The sequence below is a fragment of the Grimontia sedimenti genome (assembly GCF_011045095.1).
Taxonomy (GTDB): Bacteria; Pseudomonadota; Gammaproteobacteria; order Enterobacterales; family Vibrionaceae; genus Enterovibrio; species Enterovibrio sedimenti.
In genome coordinates, this window is sequence record NZ_JAALDL010000010.1 from 151,404 (window position 1) to 167,096 (window position 15,693).

The window sequence follows — 15,693 nt, forward strand, 5'->3', positions numbered from 1 at the left end:
ATCACAACAACTTTCGCATCGCCGTTCGATGCCACCATGTGCGCTTTAGGGGAACGCCATGAATATCTTGCTAGTGGAAGACCATCCCTTCCAACGAGATGTGATTGCCGGGCAATTGATGCAGCTCCTTTCAGGAGACGACACACTTATTTTTGCTGAATCCGGCAGTGTTGCGCTTGAGAAAATCCTACACGGTAAGCCGGATTTGGTGTTCTGTGATCTGGAATTGCCAGACATGGATGGCATCAGGTTGTTGAGCAATGCCGCCGAACGCGGTTTTATGGGATGCATTGTGATCACCAGTGCTTCTTCTCAGAAGGTAATGGATACCGTCAAAAGCATGTGTGAGCACATGAGCCTCAACGTTCTCGGGGTATTACCAAAACCTGCTTCTATCCCCCTGCTGAAGTATTACCTGACACTGGCGATGGAGCACGACACCGATTATCCGCAGGATCTGCTTCCCCTTACTGACGACGAAGTGCTGGAAGCCTGGAAAGCGAATTTGTTTGAAACTTGGTTTCAACCTATCGTGCGATTTGATACCGGTGAGTGGGTAGCCTGTGAAGCATTACAGCGGATGAAACATCCGATACGGGGAACCCTCACCCCGATATCTTTTCTTTCCCAGTTATCAAATTTGAACCTGGAATCTGAGCTGACCTTTTCGGTGATCAACGCCGTGATTGCCAATCAAACTCACCTCGATGGTCACCCAGTCGGCATCAATGTTTCCGTGAACAATCTTATCGAACTGAACTTTGTGGACGAAGTGATTGATCTTGGCCATCAATACCCCAACCTCAATCAATTGATTTATTTTGAGCTTCACGAGCCAGATAACTTTTCGCAGATCGCTCAGCTACAAGAAGCGGCTTCCCGCCTACTTCTCAATGGCTTCCGTATCGCGATTGACGAATTCGGCTCAGGCTACAGCACGTTACAGCAGGTCGAATTCCTGCCGCTCGATTCCCTGAAAATCGGCCTTAACCTGGTGCTACCAATGCTAAGTTCGCGCACTGCCTTCGCCTTGGTAGAAGCCAGTAACTTGGTTGCCAACCGCATTGGCGTCGCTTCGGTGGCTGAAGGTATTGAGTGCATTGAAGTCTGGCATTCGCTTCGCGACATGGGCTGCGATTATGGTCAGGGCTTTTTCATTGCCCGCCCTATGCCGGCAGACCAATTGAAGCACTGGCAAACACTGTGGGATTCCGTGCTGGAAAGTCGCACGCTGTGCCCCCCAATTGCCCTCAACACCATCGAAATCTAATCCCAGTAATGGCGCGGTATTCGCGCCTTTCTCCTTTCCTTACAATTTCACGTCTCATATGGCTGCATTAGGGCCATATTCCCTTTAGGTCACCACGTTTCTGTAATAAAATAACACCTTACTTTTTACAGTAGTTTTGGAGATGCTCATGTCGGTGATTGGCCGTATTCACTCTTTTGAGTCTTGTGGAACCGTTGATGGTCCTGGCATTCGATTTATCGTTTTCATGCAAGGATGCCTGATGCGCTGCAAATACTGCCACAACCGTGATACGTGGGATCTGGATGATGGCCGAGAGGTCACTGTCGAAGAAATCATGAAAGAAGTGGTGACCTACCGCCACTTCATCAATGCCTCCGGTGGCGGTGTCACAGCATCCGGCGGTGAAGCCATGCTTCAACCTGAATTCGTGCGTGATTTCTTCCGTGCAGCAAAAGCCGAAGGCATTCATACCTGTCTGGATACCAATGGTTACATCCGCAAGCACACTGATGTTGTTGACGAAGTGTTGGATGCCACCGATCTGGTGATGCTGGATCTGAAACAAATGAACGACGACATCCACAAAGATCTGATTGGCGTATCCAACCGACGTACACTGGATTTCGCCCGCTACCTGCATCAGCGTGGCCAGAAAACCTGGATTCGTTACGTGGTGGTTCCTGGCTACACCGACGATGAAGAGTCGGCACACCGTCTGGGTGAGTTCATCAAAGACATGGACAACATCGAGAAAGTCGAAATGCTGCCATACCACCAGCTGGGTGCCCACAAGTGGGAAGCGCTGGGTTACGAGTATGAGCTGAAAGATGTCAGCCCACCGAAGAAAGAAACCATGGAAACGCTAAAAGCGATTCTGGAAGGCTACGGCCACAAAGTGGTTTACTGATAGAGAAATCTTGTATGGCTTGAGCAAAGACTCAAGCCATTTTCTTATCCATCAACGCCCACCGAAAACCCGCAAATCCAAGCGGTATCGTTAAAGCCAACACTAACAAAGGCGCGAGTAAGTCATCGACCCCGACGTACTCCACCCACCCTTTCAAAGCCATCAATCCAATGCCATATTGCGCCAAGCACACCAGGACAAAACGCAGGCATTTCGCGCAGGACAATTTAGTTTGAAACACCAGCTTGGTATTGAGCACAAAAGACAACGCCACACCTATCAGCACTGAAAGGCTATAAGCCGTTGCGTAGTCGAAAAAAAGATGGAAGAAAGCATAGAGCCCGTAACCCAGCACAGTGTTAAAAATACCCACGCCTGAGAACCGTTTTAGTTGCCCTATCACAACCTTTGCCGTGCCAAGACCTGTCCACTCTGTTTTTCTGATCTGCGCCAACATCGCTTTTCTCTTTTGATACAACCAACAGACAATCTATCCGATGGTCGGTAGAAAAAAGGTCAAAAGGAGATCATCTATCCGGCGACAAGTATTCCCTGTCATAGAATGTACGTAGCCAGTGCGGGCGATACACCGCCAGTAAAGTCACAGCCATGCCGTTGAGCAGCCCTTCCGGGAACCAGATCAACAGCGCCAGTGTCAGGTAATTATCGAAAATGGTATCCCAGCCATGAAGACCAGACACCCAGTAACCTGTCGACACCGTGCAAAGGTGGAACACAATGGTAAACGCCGCGTTAAGAAAACCGGCGATGAAGATATAGATAAACAGGTGATGACTAAGATACCGGTAGGAGAGCTGGAAAATCGCATAGCTGACCAAGGCAGGAAGCACCGCCGTGGTGAACGCATACAGCCCGACATCGGCAAACGGCAACAGGCCAAAACCCACCATCAAGGTCAATGGAATTGCTGAGATCCAGATAGCGATTCTCGGGCCATGACACAGCGTGAGCACTGTCATTCCCAGAAAGTGAATATCCAGCCCTTCGCTGATCCCCGCTTTCAATGCCCACAAACAAAACAGGATGATCCCACTGGCAAACACTAAGTGCTGATAGTCTTTTTCGGTACGCATTTTCTGCCAGCCAAGCGGCGATCGGCAAAGACACAGCGACACCAGAAAACACGTCCAACCAAACACCTGCCAGTAAATCATCCTTGCTCCGTTATTCTTGGGCTCTGAGCTACAAAATTCAGTCACTTTTCAAGTTAAAAAAGCGTAACTAACCTGTGTCCAGATCAAAAAAATGACCTGCTTCAACTGTTAATCTGTGGCACATGAATTGCCAAACTTGCTCACTTCAAATCATTACTAAGAGACTGTTTGGATAAAGAATTTTTATCTTTCGAGGCCACTATTATGGAAATGACACACGCTCAACGTCTTATCCTATCTAATCAATACACGCTAATGTCCCAACTTGATCCACAAAACGCAGAAAAATATCGTCGTCTACAAACTATTGTAGAGCGTGGATATGCCCTGCAAATGCGTGAATTGGATAAAGACTTTGGCGACATGTCAGAAGAACTGTGCCGCCAGGTCGTTGATATCATGGAGATGCACCACGCACTTCAAGAGTCTTACCGCATGTTGGAAGACGGCACCCGTTGCGAATGTGATGTGGATGCACGCCGCCTTCAGTTCTGGGGCTTTGACGCCGCGACGGAAGCACATCTGGTGAACTACGTGCGTTTCCTGACCGATGTGGAAGGTTTGTACCCACAATTCGACAAAGGCTCACACCACTTCAACAGCCAAACGCCAATGCTGGCGAAATACCAGCGCATGCTGCAGGTATGGCGCAACTGCCCTCGTCAGTACCACCTGTGTGGTAACGAACTTTGCCAAATCGTGGGCGCATAAGCACAAAAAACCTCAATCAAAAGCCGCTGTTTTTAGCGGCTTTTCTGTATTTGAATTCCACCCATAACCTTCTGTTTAAATTGAACTTATCTCGCGCAGTATTGACAGAGGGATCGACAAGTAATTTTGATTGCCAGTGACAAATTAATTTATTTGCACCCAAGCTAAATCGGTTGTCTAATCGCCACGCACCCAACCGGTTTTGATGATGCCGTCGAGGTGTATACGGGCTAGGTCGAGCAAATCAAACCTCTGATTTGCAATGTGCTGGAACAACCTCAAGTTGCAGTTTCCACGCAGACGAGCCGTTTTCTCTGTCATACCGTGCAGCAGTAAGCGCGGCCTTTTTAGGAATGGCAATGAAATCTATCGCAAACCACGCTGTTCAGGCTGAAGGCCTGACTACTCTTTGCGACACCGCAGCTAACATCCACCCGCAAAACAAGCCCCAGAACCTGTCGACTCATGTGCGCAGGAAACGGGCATCGTTAAAGCGAACACGCAGCGCGGAAACCGTGCTTTTCGAACTGTCGCTTCAGATGCCTGAGTAAGGTCTGCCAGCGTTACCCATTATTTTTGTCTGGTACAAAGCACCGGTGACGGCCACCTATTATCTGCCGTCAGCGGCGTTTCCTGTACCCAATCACCACTGAGGAACGAACATGAGTGATTGGTCTATCAATGACGCCCGCGATGTCTACAACACGCCTTACTGGGGTCAGGGTTACTTCGATATTAATTCACAAGGCGAGGTGGTTGCCCGTCCGGATACCCAACAACCGGACAACAACATCGCGCTTTCAACGCTGGCCGATGAACTGATTGCCAAAGGCGCTTCACTGCCTGTGCTGGTACGTTTCCCGGAGATCTTGCACCACCGCGTAGACAGCCTGTGCACCCACTTCAACGATGCCATTGCTGACTACGGCTATGAAGGCGACTACCTGCTGGTTTACCCGATTAAAGTGAACCAGCAAAAAGAAGTGGTTGGTGAAATCCTGAAAAGCCAATACGCCAGTCAGGAACGCCAGCTGGGTCTGGAGGCGGGCAGTAAGCCAGAACTGATGGCAGTGCTGGCCATGGCGCGTCAGGCAAGCTCTGTAATCGTGTGTAACGGCTACAAAGACCGTGAATACATCCGTCTGGCACTGATCGGCGAAAAGCTGGGCCACGAAGTGTATATCGTGCTGGAGAAACTCTCTGAGCTCGACACAGTGCTGGCAGAAGCAAAAGCATTGGGTGTGACACCGCGTTTAGGTCTGCGTGCGCGTTTGGCGTCACAAGGCAAAGGCAAATGGCAGGCAAGTGGCGGCGAGAAATCGAAATTCGGTCTGTCAGCTTCTCAGTGTATGACGGTAATGGATCGCCTGCGTGAAAACGACATGCTGGATTCACTGCAACTGCTGCACTTCCATCTGGGATCGCAAATCGCCAATATCCGCGACGTACGCTCGGGTGTGAACGAAGCGGCGCGTGTATTTGCTGAGCTTTACCAAATGGGCGCTGGCATCACTACGCTGGACGTGGGCGGCGGTCTGGCAATCGACTACGAAGGCACACGTAGCCAAAGCAGCTGTTCCATGAACTACAGCCAGCGCGAGTACGCCAACAATGTCGTCTACACGATCGGTGATGTGTGTAAAGCCTTCGACATCAAGATGCCGCGCATTATCTCTGAGTCAGGCCGTAACCTGACGGCGCATCACGCTGTGCTGATTACTGACGTGATGGGCGTTGAAAGCTACCAGCGCGAGGAAGTGTTTGCGCCTGCAGAAGATGCGTCGCAAATACTTCATAACATGTGGCGTTCATTTAAAGACCTGAGCCAGTCGACTGACCAGCGCTCGCTGGTTGAGATTTACCACGATAATCAGAACGATCTGGCAGAAGTGCACATGCAGTTCGCCATGGGCTTGGTGAACTTTGCTGAGCGCGCTTGGGCAGAACAAATCAGCCTGCGTATTTGTTACGAGCTGTCTTGCAAAATGTCCCACAAGAACCGCGCACACCGCCCGGTACTGGATGAGCTGAACAGCCGCTTGGCAGACAAGTTCTTCGTGAACTTCTCCCTGTTCCAGTCTCTGCCGGATGCATGGGGTATTGAGCAGGTGTTCCCTATCCTGCCGCTGTCGAAGCTGGATAAAGAGCCGGAAAGCCGTGCTGTGCTGCTGGATATTACCTGTGACTCAGACGGTGCCGTTGAGCAATACGTCGAAGGTCAAGGTATCGAAAGTACACTCGCTGTACCGACCTGGAGCGATGAATCGCCATACCGCATCGGCTTCTTCCTTGTGGGTGCGTATCAGGAAATTCTGGGCGACATGCACAACCTGTTCGGTGATACCGATTCTGCCGTTGTTCGCTGCAATAAAAATGGTGGCTACGAGATTGAATCTATCCACCATGGCGACACCGTGGGTGATGTGCTGCGTTACGTTCATCTGGAAGCGGACGAGTTCCTGAACCAATACGAAGAAATGGTGAAAACCCTGCCAGAGCAGGAGCAAGACGCAATTCTTTCTGAGCTTTCTGAAGGTCTGAAAGGCTACACCTACCTCGAAGACATTCACCACAACCGTTAATGATTTCGGCTGCCGGCAACGCGGGCAGCCCCTTTTTCAAGGATTTATCAATGGCAACATTGGCCAATTACCCAGACTACTCCCTGTACGCCAACGCGTTCGGTTTCCTGCGCCAACCACTGGTGTTTAACCCACAAGGTTGCGACGCTGACGTGGTGATCACAGGTGTTCCTTTTGATATGGCAACCACGGGCCGTTCTGGCGCACGCATGGGTCCAGGGGCGATTCGTCAGGCATCTACCAATTTGGCGTGGGAAAGCAAAAAATGGCCTTGGGATTTCTCCCTGACCAAAGAAATCAACATCGCTGACTGTGGTGATTTGGTGTTTGATTGTGGCGATGCACGCAACATGAGCGAGCGTCTGGAAGCGCACGCCACCAGCCTGTTGGCAGAAGGTAAAACCTTGCTGACGTTTGGCGGCGACCACTTCGTGACCCTGCCACTGCTGCGCGCCCACGCAAAGCAGTTCGGCGAAATGGCACTGGTTCACTTTGATGCGCATACCGACACCTACAGCCAAGGCAGCGAATTCGACCATGGCACCATGTTCTACACCGCGCCAAAAGAAGGTCTGATTGACCCACACGCGTCGATTCAAATTGGCATCCGTACTGAGCATAGCGATGAGCTGGGCTTCAAGGTGGTAGATGCAGCGACGGCAAACGACTGGTCTGTTGAGCAAATCGTTGAGGCGATTAAAATCCGTGTTGGCGACCGTCCGGTTTACCTGACCTTCGACATAGACTGTCTGGATCCAGCTTACGCGCCGGGTACTGGTACCCCAGTTTGTGGTGGCCTGAGCACTGACAAGATCCTGAAAGTGATTCGCTCGCTGCAAGGCATCAACCTGATTGGTATGGATGTGGTAGAAGTAGCACCCGCCTACGACCACGCAGACCTCACCTCACTGGCAGCTGCGACGATAGCAACTGACCTGCTGTATGTTTGGGCGGCAAATCTTAAAGCGAAGTGATTGCTACTTTGCTGACTAGAAACACCCGCTTAGGCGGGTGTTTTTGTTTTCAGCGCAGGTTGCTACGATGAAAGTGATATAATAGTATAACTATAGTATCACTATAGTATCACTTTGGAGCTACTGTAATGAAAGTCGAACTTGTTACTTCGCTAAAGCGTCAAGCAACCAAAATCCTCGCTGAACTGCACGATACAAAAGAGCCGATATTGATTACAGAACACGGTAAGCCGTCAGCCTATCTTGTCGACGTTGAGGATTACGAGTTTATGCAGAACCGTTTAGCCATTCTTGAGGGAATTGCACGGGGAGAACGTGCGTTGGCAGAGGGTAAAACGATTGACCACCAAGAAGCCAAGGACAAGATGTCAAAATGGCTGAAGTAATCTGGACGGAATCAGCGCTATCAGATCTCGATGATATCGCTGAATACATCGCACTTGAAAACATCGTAGCGGCAAAGCACCTTGTTCAGACTGTGTTCGCTAGTGTCGAACGTTTAGAGGAGTTCCCTAAGTCAGGACGCACGCCACCAGAACTCAAAAACCTCAGCTATCGTGAAGTTGTTGTGAATCCTTTCCGCGTTTTTTACAAGCACGAAGGCGATAAGGTGTTTGTTTTGTTTGTCATGCGTGTTGAAAGAGATCTGCGAAAGTTCCTGTTAAGCCAAAAGTAGCGAAGCAAAAAACCCTCCTGATCATACCCCTTTATGACGCTATTGTCGCTGCTTTGCTTGAACCACCCGCCCCCACACCGTATCCTTGCCGCTCATTCATCCTTGTCGAAACATCGCTATGTCATCTTATCTTTGTCCGCTGTGCCAAGAGGCGCTGAACCTTTCTGACCGCACGTACAAATGTGCCAACAATCACCAGTTCGATCTGGCGAAAGAGGGCTATGTAAACTTGCTTCCTGTGCAGCATAAGCGTTCGAAAGATCCGGGTGATAACAAAGAGATGATGCAGGCGCGTCGCCAGTTTCTGGATGCTGGACACTACCAACCAATGCGCGATGCCGTCAGCGAACTGCTGACTTCGCTGCTTAATGGAAAAGAAAACGCGGAACTTTTGGATATCGGTTGTGGTGAAGGCTACTACACCAGCTTCTTTGCCAATCAACTGGCGGGCACCAAAGTGTTTGGCCTCGATATTTCCAAAGTGATGATCCGCTACGCTGCCAAGCGCTACCCAAACGTGGATTTTCTGGTGGCTTCCAGCCAGCGCTTGCCATTCGCTGACAAGCAACTGGATGCAGTGGTTCGCATCTATGCGCCATGCAATGGTGATGAACTCGCACGTACAGTGAAGGACAATGGTGTTGTGGTTACGGTAACACCGGGGCCTCGTCACCTGTATCAACTGAAAGCAGGCATTTACGACGAAGTGAAACTGCACGATGTACCAGTGGAAGACTTACCGGGCTTTGAACTGGAAACTGAACAGACCGTCGCTTACCCAATGACGCTCAACAGTGCGGATGCCACTACCCTTTTGCAAATGACGCCATTTGCGTGGCGCGCGCCAGAAAGCCTGTGGCAAACCTTGAAAGAGGCAGAACAGTTTGAATGTGAAGCCGATTTCACCCTGCGTGTGTACCGCAAGGTTGTATGTACCCAAACGACCTGAAGATGCTCGCATTCAAGTTGTTTGGGTATAACTGAGCTATTACCTCATAATGGAGCGTATCTAAGGATTTACCTCTCAGGACTTCCCATGCCGATACGCTCTATTATTGCTGCTGCGCTTTCCCTAACGCTTCTTGGATGCGCGTCTTCGCTTTCATCGCAGCAACTCCCTACGTCGGGCACCCTCTATGACTACCGCATTGCCTCACCAATGGGTGAGCCCTATTCCGTCAATAAGCTCGCCAGCGCGGTCGCTGATGCGGATGTGGTCTTGATCGGTGAATGGCATTCCCATCCGGGTGTGCATTTATTCCAAGCGCAGTTCCTTGCCTCGCTGACACAACAAAACCCGAATACCGCCCTTTCCATGGAGCAGTTTACCCGCCCCGAGCAAGCGGTGCTGGATGCTTATCTTGCTGGAGAATTTGGTGAAAACACCCTGCTTTCTGAAACCAATGACTGGCCAAACTACGAAGGCAGTTACCGCCCACTGGTTGAATATGCCAAAGCCAATGACTTGCCAGTGATTGCCGCCAACGCCCCGAAAGACATTGTTCGCTGTATTGGCCGAGAAGGTAAAAGTTATCTCGATAAACTCTCGGCAGAAGAGCGTGGTTGGGTCGCTAAAACCTTGAGTGATGAAGATTCACCATATAAAGAGAAGTTCTATGCTGCCATGTTCCACGGCGATGAAACCAAGACTGAAAACCAATATCAGGCTCAGATAGCGTGGGACGATACCATGGCGGAAAGCATCGTCGACTTTTTAGCGGAAAACCCGAGTTATCAGGTGATGCATATCGCTGGCGCTTTTCACGTTGAAGGCGGTCTTGGTATTGCTGCCCGCATTCTCGCGCGCAACCCAGACCTCAGTATCGCAGTTATCTCACCACAAACTGACGACGCAAAACGCCACTCAGAAAACGGCGATTATCGCTTAATTGTCAATTCATTACCGCCACAATGGATTTCTAAAGAAGAAATGAACCAAGCCATATCCTCAATGCGCCATGGCGCTAACGTGTCTTGCGAGTAATACATTCAGGGGAGGCGCTCTCCTCCCCTTGAAATTCCCACCTACAATCCATATTTGTTTTCGAAAGGAACCTTAGAAACCTTTCACGGTCTGACTCAGGTCACAATTTCACTCTGTCTATCTCAGGGATAACAAAAGCTATGTTAGCGGATACTTTTCAACGCCTTAACACTTACCTGCAAAGTCAGGTTATCGGTCAACCTGAACTGGTTAAGCAACTGCTTATCGCCCTTCTGGCGGACGGACATATTTTGGTAGAAGGCCCTCCGGGACTGGCAAAAACCCGCGCGGTAAAAATGCTGTCTGATTGCATCGAAGGGGATTTCCACCGTATTCAATTTACCCCAGATCTCTTGCCTGCCGACCTGACAGGTACGGACATTTTCCGTCCTGAAACCGGCGAGTTCACCTTCCAGCCGGGGCCAATTTTTAACTCACTGCTGCTGGCAGATGAAATCAACCGAGCCCCAGCGAAAGTGCAGGCGGCCATGCTGGAAGCCATGGCGGAAAAGCAAATTACTGCTGGTAGAAAAACCTACCCATTACCAGAGCTTTTCCTTGTAATGGCGACACAAAACCCGATAGAGCAGGAAGGCACCTACCCACTGCCAGAAGCACAGCTTGACCGTTTTTTGCTCCAACTGAACGTGGATTACCCCGACGAAAGCAGTGAGCTGGACATCCTGCGCTTGAACCGCGGCGAAGCACAAGGCGTCGCAAAAGAAGAGGCCGTTCACCTCAAGCAAGAAAGCATTTTTGAAGCACGCAAAGCGGTGCTGAACATCCACATGGCCGATGAAGTCGAGAAATACATCATCCGTCTGGTGATGGCGACACGTCAGCCAAGCCGATACAGCGACAAACTGGCAAGCTGGCTGCAAATGGGCGTGAGTCCGCGTGCTACCTTGGCGCTCGACCGCTGCTCTCGCGCACATGCATGGCTCTCAGGGCGTGACTTTGTTACACCGGAAGATGTGCAAGCCATGGCTTATCCTGTGCTGCGCCATCGCCTACTGCTGAGCTACGAAGCACAGGCAGAAGGCATTGCCGCAGACGCAGTGGTAACTCACCTTATCGAGCAGGTCGCAAGTGTATGACCGACATGCGTATTGAACTGCCAGCACACAGTGATGGCGTCAATGTGTCTTTAGCAGAACTGCTGCACTACCGCCAACAAGCGGTGCGCTGGTTGCCGCCTGCGCTCAGCATTTGGTCGCAGCTAAGCGGCCAACATGCCAGCCGTCAGAAAGGTCGCGGCATGAACTTCTCAGAGGTGCGTCCGTATCAGGCGGGTGATGACATTCGCGCGATTGATTGGAGAGTGACAGCGCGAACAGGTAAAGCCCACACCAAGCTGTTTACCGAAGAACGCGAACAACCAGTCATGCTGATGATTGATCTCTGCACCAGCATGAAGTTTGGCTCGCAACTGATGCTGAAATCGGTTCAGGCGTCGCACTTTGCCAGCCTGTTGAGTTGGTTAGCAGTGAGTCAGCAAGACCGCATTGGCGCGGTGATTTACAACGGCATTCGCTTGCGCGAGTGTAAACCGACGGCGCGTCAGCAAGGGCCGCTGCGTCTTATCCATACCTTGATGGAGGCGCACGAAGAAATGTTGGCGGCGGATTCCCAGCCCGACGCCAGCGCAGACTTTCACAGCGCGCTTCGCCACTTGCATCACCTGTGTCCGAAAGGCAGTGATATCGTCATCGTCAGCGACTTCTATGCGCTGAAAGCCGAGGACAAACGTCGCCTCAGCCAGCTTCGTCAGCATAACCGCATTCAATTTGTGCGCGTGTATGACCCACTTGAACAGGGGCAAACGGATTACCGTGGCCATGAACTGGTAGCAGACAACAGACAAACCGCGTGGCTCGATTTCTCTGCGAAAAAGACCCGCGATGGATTAGCAAAACAGTATCAACAACAGCAAGGGTTTATTGCCGACATGGCGCGTTCGCTCGCCATTCCGCTGCACAGCATCAGTGCGGCCATTCCTTTGCTCAAGCAACTTGGTACCTCTTCAATGAAGGCTAAGCACTAACCATGGCAAACAGCGTGTCTACTCCAACGCTGCCATTGGCAGATATTCATCTACAACAAGCGCCCGGCATTTGGCCGCTGGCGTGGGGTTGGTGGCTGGTGATCGCTGCTGTGCTTGTCGCACTGGCGCTCATCATTCTCTGGCTACGTAAGCGCAAAACGCATCTCGCAGCACGCAATGAGGCGCTGAACGCCTTGGCGAAAACCACTTCCATCTCAGATATCAATGCTCTATTAAAACGTGCAGCGTTAAGCTACTTCCCCCGAGAAACTGTCGCGGGATTAACTGGCGAACGCTGGCTGGCATTCCTTGATAGTCAGCTCCCTACCGCGCAACAAGGCTTTGTCGCTGAATCCGCCCTTTGGCAAAAAGGCGTATTTTCTAACGCGCCATCAACAGACGCCGAACTCACACAGGCAAGAGCTCTTGCCACCCGCTGGCTGCAAAAAGCCATTCCGGCTAAGTCGCCATCCGCGCTAAGCACATCTCCGTCAAAAACGCAGGCTCGCCATGTTTGAACTTGTCTGGTGGTGGGCGATTTTATTGTTGCCACTACCTTGGCTGGTATACCGCTTTGTGCGCCCTATTCCGCGCCCAGCAGCGATTCATCTGCCTAAATTACCGCAAGGTCTGGGTAGCCAACAAACGGGGAGCCGTTTACGCATTGTGCTGATGTCTTTGCTTTGGATCAGCCTCGTCGCAGCACTTGCTCGCCCAGTTTGGTATGGCGACCCCATCCAAATCCAACCGGAACACCGCGATATGATGCTCGCGGTTGATTTGTCGGGTTCGATGGAAATCGAAGACATGCTGCTGCCAAGTGGTGGCACCATTAATCGTTTGGATGCGGTCAAGCACGTGCTGTCAGAGTTTATCGGTAAGCGCGAAGGAGATCGCTTGGGCTTGGTGTTGTTCGCAGACCACGGCTATCTGCAAACGCCGTTAACGCTCGACAGAAATACCGTTGCACAGCAACTGGAACGTGCCGTACTGGGGCTGATTGGTAAGCAAACGGCGATTGGTGAAGGCTTGGGCGTGGCGACCAAAACCTTTATCGACAGCAAAGCGCCGCAACGCGTCATCATCCTGTTAAGTGACGGTGCCAATACCGCGGGTGTGATTGACCCGCTGGAAGCCGCGAAACTCGCCAAAGAGTACGATGTGACGATTTACACCGTGGGTGTGGGCGCTGAGGAAATGCGCCAGCGCAGCCTGTTTGGTTCTCGCGTGGTGAATCCTTCTCAGGATTTGGATGAGCGCATGCTATCGGCTATCGCGCAATCAACCGGTGGCGAGTATTTCCGTGCCCGTAACCCCGAAGAACTAGAGAAAATCTATCAGATCATCGACCAATTGGAGCCCATTTCCACCGTGCAGCAAACATGGCGACCGCGCGATGAAATGTTCCGTTATCCACTGGCGTTAGCCCTGCTGTTGTCGGCATTGATTGCCGTCTTAAGGAGACGCAATGGCTGATTTTACCTTTATGCATCCCATGTGGCTGCTCGCCGCCATTCCGCTGGCGTTGCTTTTACCTTGGCTGCGCGAGAAAGCACAGAAATCAGGGCTAATTGCCCCGCATTTGTCGGCGTTACTTGCGGGCGGTCATGCCACAAACAGTAGTAAGAAACGTTGGCCTATTGGCGCATTGGCGTTGGCTTGGTTGCTGGCCGTACTCGCGTTGGCAGGACCAAGCTGGCAGAAAACCGAATTGCCTGCAGTGAACCTTGCTGGTGCCCGTGTGCTGGTGATGGACATGTCGCGCTCTATGTATGCCGAAGACATCGCGCCAAGTCGCTTGGCGCAGGCTCGTTTTAAAGCCTTGGACATGCTGCCTGGCTGGAAAGAAGGCAGTACGGGGCTGGTGACTTATGCGGCGGACGGTTACATCGTCAGTCCGCTGACACAAGATGCAGCGACGCTGAAAAACCTGATCCCGAATCTTTCCCCCGCGTTAATGCCGATTGCTGGCAGCAATGCTGCCGCTGGGGTGCAACAGGCTATAGATGTACTCAAGCAGGCAGGCTTCGTCAAAGGTGACATTATCGTGATCACTGATGGCATGAGCGAGAAAGAAGCCTCCCGCACATTGAACATTGTCAGTGGTGAGGATTACCGCGTTTCTATTCTTGCGGTGGGCACGCAGCAAGGCGCGCCTATTCCATTGCCTGACGGCGCGCTACTTGAGCAAAATGGCAGCACTGTGATTGCCAAGCTCGCTCTTGCGCCTTTGTCGGAAGTCACCAAAGCGACCGGTGGGTTACTGCAAATGTGGCAACCAACCGATCAGGACGTGGACAATCTCATTGCCTTCACTGAAAAGCCGCTTTCCGGTGCCGCAGACACCGCGAAGAAAACCATAGAAGAGCGCATCAACGATGGCTATTGGTTGATTGTCCCAGTGCTTCTTCTTGCACTCATGAGTTTCCGCCGAGGCGTTGTATTGGCTGCCCTATTTTTGGTAATGCCAATCGAACATGCTAACGCCAACGCTTTTAAAACCGATGACCAACAGGCGTATTCGCAGTTTGAAGCGGGTGATTACCAAAACGCAGCGGAGACATTCGAATCGCCACAATGGAAAGGCATCGCGCAATACAAAGCTGGCGATTACCAAGGTGCGGTGGATACGCTTTCGACTTTGAAAGACCCAACTTCGCAGTACAACTTAGGTAATGCCCTAGCGCAAACAGGTGACCTTGAGAAAGCTGCGGACACTTACCGCTCTTTGCTGGATGCGAATCCTGATCACGCTGATGCGAAACGTAATCTCGATGTCGTGGAACAAGCGCTGAAGCAACAGCAACAGCAACAGCAACAGCAACAAAAGGGTGGCGAACAAGAGTCGCAACCGCAACAAGGTAACCAAGGCCAACAAGACCCTTCTGAAGGACAAGATAGTCAGTCGCAGGACGGGCAATCAGAGCAAAATCAGCAGGGTCAGCAGGGTCAGCAGGGTCAGCAGGGTCAGCAGGGTCAGCAGGGTCAGCAGGCTGAAAATAACAGCGCCGACTCAGAGGACAAGGCTTCGGAAAACGAAGCTGCATCTAACGGCGACTCACAGCCTCAAACCGAGAAAGGCGACCAAGCGTCTGAATCAAAGAGCAACGCTGCCAATACCCAAGAGGGGCAGCAAGGGGATGATCAGAGCACTGAATCTGACGCAGCGATAGCAAAACAAAGCAGCGAAGATGGCGAAGAGCCAAATGCGCAAGCGAGTGCTAACGCAGGGGAAAGCGGTGACAGTAATGGCTTACAAGCCAGCCACCCCGTACTGAAAAAACTCGAGCAAGTGCAGGACGACACTGCCGCGCTAATCCGCGCTCAACTCATTCTACAGGCAAGGGAAAAAGATGCCCCTGAGCCAACAGAAAATTCATGGTAAACG

18 protein-coding genes are annotated in these 15,693 nt (G+C 51.4%); 15 read left to right on the plus strand and 3 right to left on the minus strand.

Annotation, left to right across the window (positions count from 1 at the left end; genetic code table 11):
* The first annotated feature begins 58 nt into the window (after positions 1 to 58).
* Positions 59 to 1,270 (plus strand): EAL domain-containing response regulator, encoded by a 1,212-nt coding sequence (locus G5S52_RS14215; RefSeq protein WP_165014929.1) that lies wholly within the window; start codon positions 59 to 61, stop codon positions 1,268 to 1,270.
* Positions 1,271 to 1,418: 148 nt separating this feature from the next.
* Positions 1,419 to 2,159 (plus strand): pyruvate formate lyase 1-activating protein, encoded by a 741-nt coding sequence (pflA, locus tag G5S52_RS14220; RefSeq protein ID WP_165014932.1) that lies wholly within the window; start codon positions 1,419 to 1,421, stop codon positions 2,157 to 2,159.
* 31 nt (positions 2,160 to 2,190) lie between these two features.
* Here the strand turns inward: pflA and G5S52_RS14225 are convergent, their stop codons facing one another.
* On the minus strand, positions 2,191 to 2,616 hold the full coding sequence (locus G5S52_RS14225; RefSeq protein ID WP_165014935.1) for a GtrA family protein: 426 nt from the start codon (positions 2,614 to 2,616) through the stop codon (positions 2,191 to 2,193).
* 70 nt (positions 2,617 to 2,686) lie between these two features.
* Complete coding sequence (locus G5S52_RS14230) at positions 2,687 to 3,334, minus strand: energy-coupling factor ABC transporter permease (RefSeq protein ID WP_165014939.1); 648 nt, start codon at positions 3,332 to 3,334, stop codon at positions 2,687 to 2,689.
* A gap of 204 nt (positions 3,335 to 3,538) precedes the next feature.
* On the opposite strand from G5S52_RS14230, the gene G5S52_RS14235 reads away from it, so the two are divergent.
* On the plus strand, positions 3,539 to 4,045 hold the full coding sequence (locus G5S52_RS14235) for a YfbU family protein (RefSeq protein ID WP_046307024.1): 507 nt from the start codon (positions 3,539 to 3,541) through the stop codon (positions 4,043 to 4,045).
* 177 nt (positions 4,046 to 4,222) lie between these two features.
* On the opposite strand, the gene G5S52_RS14240 is transcribed toward G5S52_RS14235, so the two are convergent.
* Positions 4,223 to 4,366 (minus strand): hypothetical protein, encoded by a 144-nt coding sequence (locus G5S52_RS14240; protein WP_002540991.1) that lies wholly within the window; start codon positions 4,364 to 4,366, stop codon positions 4,223 to 4,225.
* 38 nt (positions 4,367 to 4,404) lie between these two features.
* Here G5S52_RS14240 and G5S52_RS14245 point away from each other — a divergent pair, with 38 nt between their 5' ends.
* The 12 genes from G5S52_RS14245 (at position 4,405) to G5S52_RS14300 (ending at position 15,690) form a co-directional block, all read left to right on the plus strand.
* Positions 4,405 to 4,596: a hypothetical protein gene (locus tag G5S52_RS14245; RefSeq protein ID WP_062711126.1), complete on the plus strand. Its 192-nt coding sequence runs from the start codon at positions 4,405 to 4,407 to the stop codon at positions 4,594 to 4,596.
* A gap of 111 nt (positions 4,597 to 4,707) precedes the next feature.
* Entirely contained in the window at positions 4,708 to 6,627 is a 1,920-nt protein-coding gene (gene speA / locus G5S52_RS14250) for a biosynthetic arginine decarboxylase (RefSeq protein ID WP_165014942.1), read from the plus strand.
* Between the two features lie 50 nt (positions 6,628 to 6,677).
* Complete coding sequence (gene speB / locus G5S52_RS14255) at positions 6,678 to 7,601, plus strand: agmatinase (protein WP_165014945.1); 924 nt, start codon at positions 6,678 to 6,680, stop codon at positions 7,599 to 7,601.
* A 128-nt stretch (positions 7,602 to 7,729) separates the two neighbouring features.
* Positions 7,730 to 7,987 carry a type II toxin-antitoxin system Phd/YefM family antitoxin gene (locus tag G5S52_RS14260; RefSeq protein WP_165014948.1) on the plus strand — a complete coding sequence of 86 codons (258 nt, stop codon included), beginning with the start codon at positions 7,730 to 7,732 and terminating at the stop codon, positions 7,985 to 7,987.
* Complete coding sequence (locus tag G5S52_RS14265) at positions 7,975 to 8,277, plus strand: type II toxin-antitoxin system RelE/ParE family toxin (RefSeq protein WP_165014951.1); 303 nt, start codon at positions 7,975 to 7,977, stop codon at positions 8,275 to 8,277. The genes G5S52_RS14260 and G5S52_RS14265 overlap by 13 nt, the downstream gene beginning before the upstream one ends.
* 118 nt (positions 8,278 to 8,395) lie before the next feature.
* Positions 8,396 to 9,226, plus strand: a complete 831-nt coding sequence (gene rlmA / locus G5S52_RS14270; RefSeq protein WP_165014954.1) for a 23S rRNA (guanine(745)-N(1))-methyltransferase — start codon at positions 8,396 to 8,398, stop codon at positions 9,224 to 9,226.
* Positions 9,227 to 9,313: 87 nt separating this feature from the next.
* Positions 9,314 to 10,261 carry a ChaN family lipoprotein gene (locus G5S52_RS14275; protein WP_165014957.1) on the plus strand — a complete coding sequence of 316 codons (948 nt, stop codon included), beginning with the start codon at positions 9,314 to 9,316 and terminating at the stop codon, positions 10,259 to 10,261.
* Positions 10,262 to 10,401: 140 nt separating this feature from the next.
* A complete protein-coding gene (locus G5S52_RS14280; protein ID WP_165014960.1) occupies positions 10,402 to 11,358 on the plus strand; it encodes an AAA family ATPase in 957 nt (318 codons plus the stop codon).
* A gap of 5 nt (positions 11,359 to 11,363) precedes the next feature.
* Complete coding sequence (locus G5S52_RS14285; RefSeq protein WP_438590722.1) at positions 11,364 to 12,305, plus strand: DUF58 domain-containing protein; 942 nt, start codon at positions 11,364 to 11,366, stop codon at positions 12,303 to 12,305.
* Between the two features lie 2 nt (positions 12,306 to 12,307).
* Positions 12,308 to 12,823, plus strand: coding sequence for a DUF4381 domain-containing protein (locus G5S52_RS14290; protein ID WP_165014965.1), 516 nt, complete (start codon positions 12,308 to 12,310; stop codon positions 12,821 to 12,823).
* Positions 12,816 to 13,781, plus strand: coding sequence for a vWA domain-containing protein (locus G5S52_RS14295; RefSeq protein ID WP_165014968.1), 966 nt, complete (start codon positions 12,816 to 12,818; stop codon positions 13,779 to 13,781). The genes G5S52_RS14290 and G5S52_RS14295 overlap by 8 nt, the downstream gene beginning before the upstream one ends.
* Positions 13,774 to 15,690 carry a VWA domain-containing protein gene (locus G5S52_RS14300; protein WP_165014971.1) on the plus strand — a complete coding sequence of 639 codons (1,917 nt, stop codon included), beginning with the start codon at positions 13,774 to 13,776 and terminating at the stop codon, positions 15,688 to 15,690. Before G5S52_RS14295 ends, G5S52_RS14300 begins: the two co-directional genes overlap by 8 nt.
* Positions 15,691 to 15,693: the final 3 nt, after the last annotated feature.

Excerpts from the sequence above, each read along its gene's own strand:
- G5S52_RS14215 (WP_165014929.1), top strand. The coding sequence starts at position 59 with ATGAATATCTTGCTAGTGGAAGACCATCCCTTCCAACGAGATGTGATT.
- pflA (WP_165014932.1), top strand. The coding sequence starts at position 1,419 with ATGTCGGTGATTGGCCGTATTCACTCTTTTGAGTCTTGTGGAACCGTT.
- G5S52_RS14225 (WP_165014935.1), bottom strand. The coding sequence starts at position 2,616 with ATGTTGGCGCAGATCAGAAAAACAGAGTGGACAGGTCTTGGCACGGCA.
- G5S52_RS14230 (WP_165014939.1), bottom strand. The coding sequence starts at position 3,334 with ATGATTTACTGGCAGGTGTTTGGTTGGACGTGTTTTCTGGTGTCGCTG.
- G5S52_RS14235 (WP_046307024.1), top strand. The coding sequence starts at position 3,539 with ATGGAAATGACACACGCTCAACGTCTTATCCTATCTAATCAATACACG.
- G5S52_RS14240 (WP_002540991.1), bottom strand. The coding sequence starts at position 4,366 with ATGACAGAGAAAACGGCTCGTCTGCGTGGAAACTGCAACTTGAGGTTG.
- G5S52_RS14245 (WP_062711126.1), top strand. The coding sequence starts at position 4,405 with ATGAAATCTATCGCAAACCACGCTGTTCAGGCTGAAGGCCTGACTACT.
- speA (WP_165014942.1), top strand. The coding sequence starts at position 4,708 with ATGAGTGATTGGTCTATCAATGACGCCCGCGATGTCTACAACACGCCT.
- speB (WP_165014945.1), top strand. The coding sequence starts at position 6,678 with ATGGCAACATTGGCCAATTACCCAGACTACTCCCTGTACGCCAACGCG.
- G5S52_RS14260 (WP_165014948.1), top strand. The coding sequence starts at position 7,730 with ATGAAAGTCGAACTTGTTACTTCGCTAAAGCGTCAAGCAACCAAAATC.
- G5S52_RS14265 (WP_165014951.1), top strand. The coding sequence starts at position 7,975 with ATGGCTGAAGTAATCTGGACGGAATCAGCGCTATCAGATCTCGATGAT.
- rlmA (WP_165014954.1), top strand. The coding sequence starts at position 8,396 with ATGTCATCTTATCTTTGTCCGCTGTGCCAAGAGGCGCTGAACCTTTCT.
- G5S52_RS14275 (WP_165014957.1), top strand. The coding sequence starts at position 9,314 with ATGCCGATACGCTCTATTATTGCTGCTGCGCTTTCCCTAACGCTTCTT.
- G5S52_RS14280 (WP_165014960.1), top strand. The coding sequence starts at position 10,402 with ATGTTAGCGGATACTTTTCAACGCCTTAACACTTACCTGCAAAGTCAG.
- G5S52_RS14285 (WP_438590722.1), top strand. The coding sequence starts at position 11,364 with ATGCGTATTGAACTGCCAGCACACAGTGATGGCGTCAATGTGTCTTTA.
- G5S52_RS14290 (WP_165014965.1), top strand. The coding sequence starts at position 12,308 with ATGGCAAACAGCGTGTCTACTCCAACGCTGCCATTGGCAGATATTCAT.
- G5S52_RS14295 (WP_165014968.1), top strand. The coding sequence starts at position 12,816 with ATGTTTGAACTTGTCTGGTGGTGGGCGATTTTATTGTTGCCACTACCT.
- G5S52_RS14300 (WP_165014971.1), top strand. The coding sequence starts at position 13,774 with ATGGCTGATTTTACCTTTATGCATCCCATGTGGCTGCTCGCCGCCATT.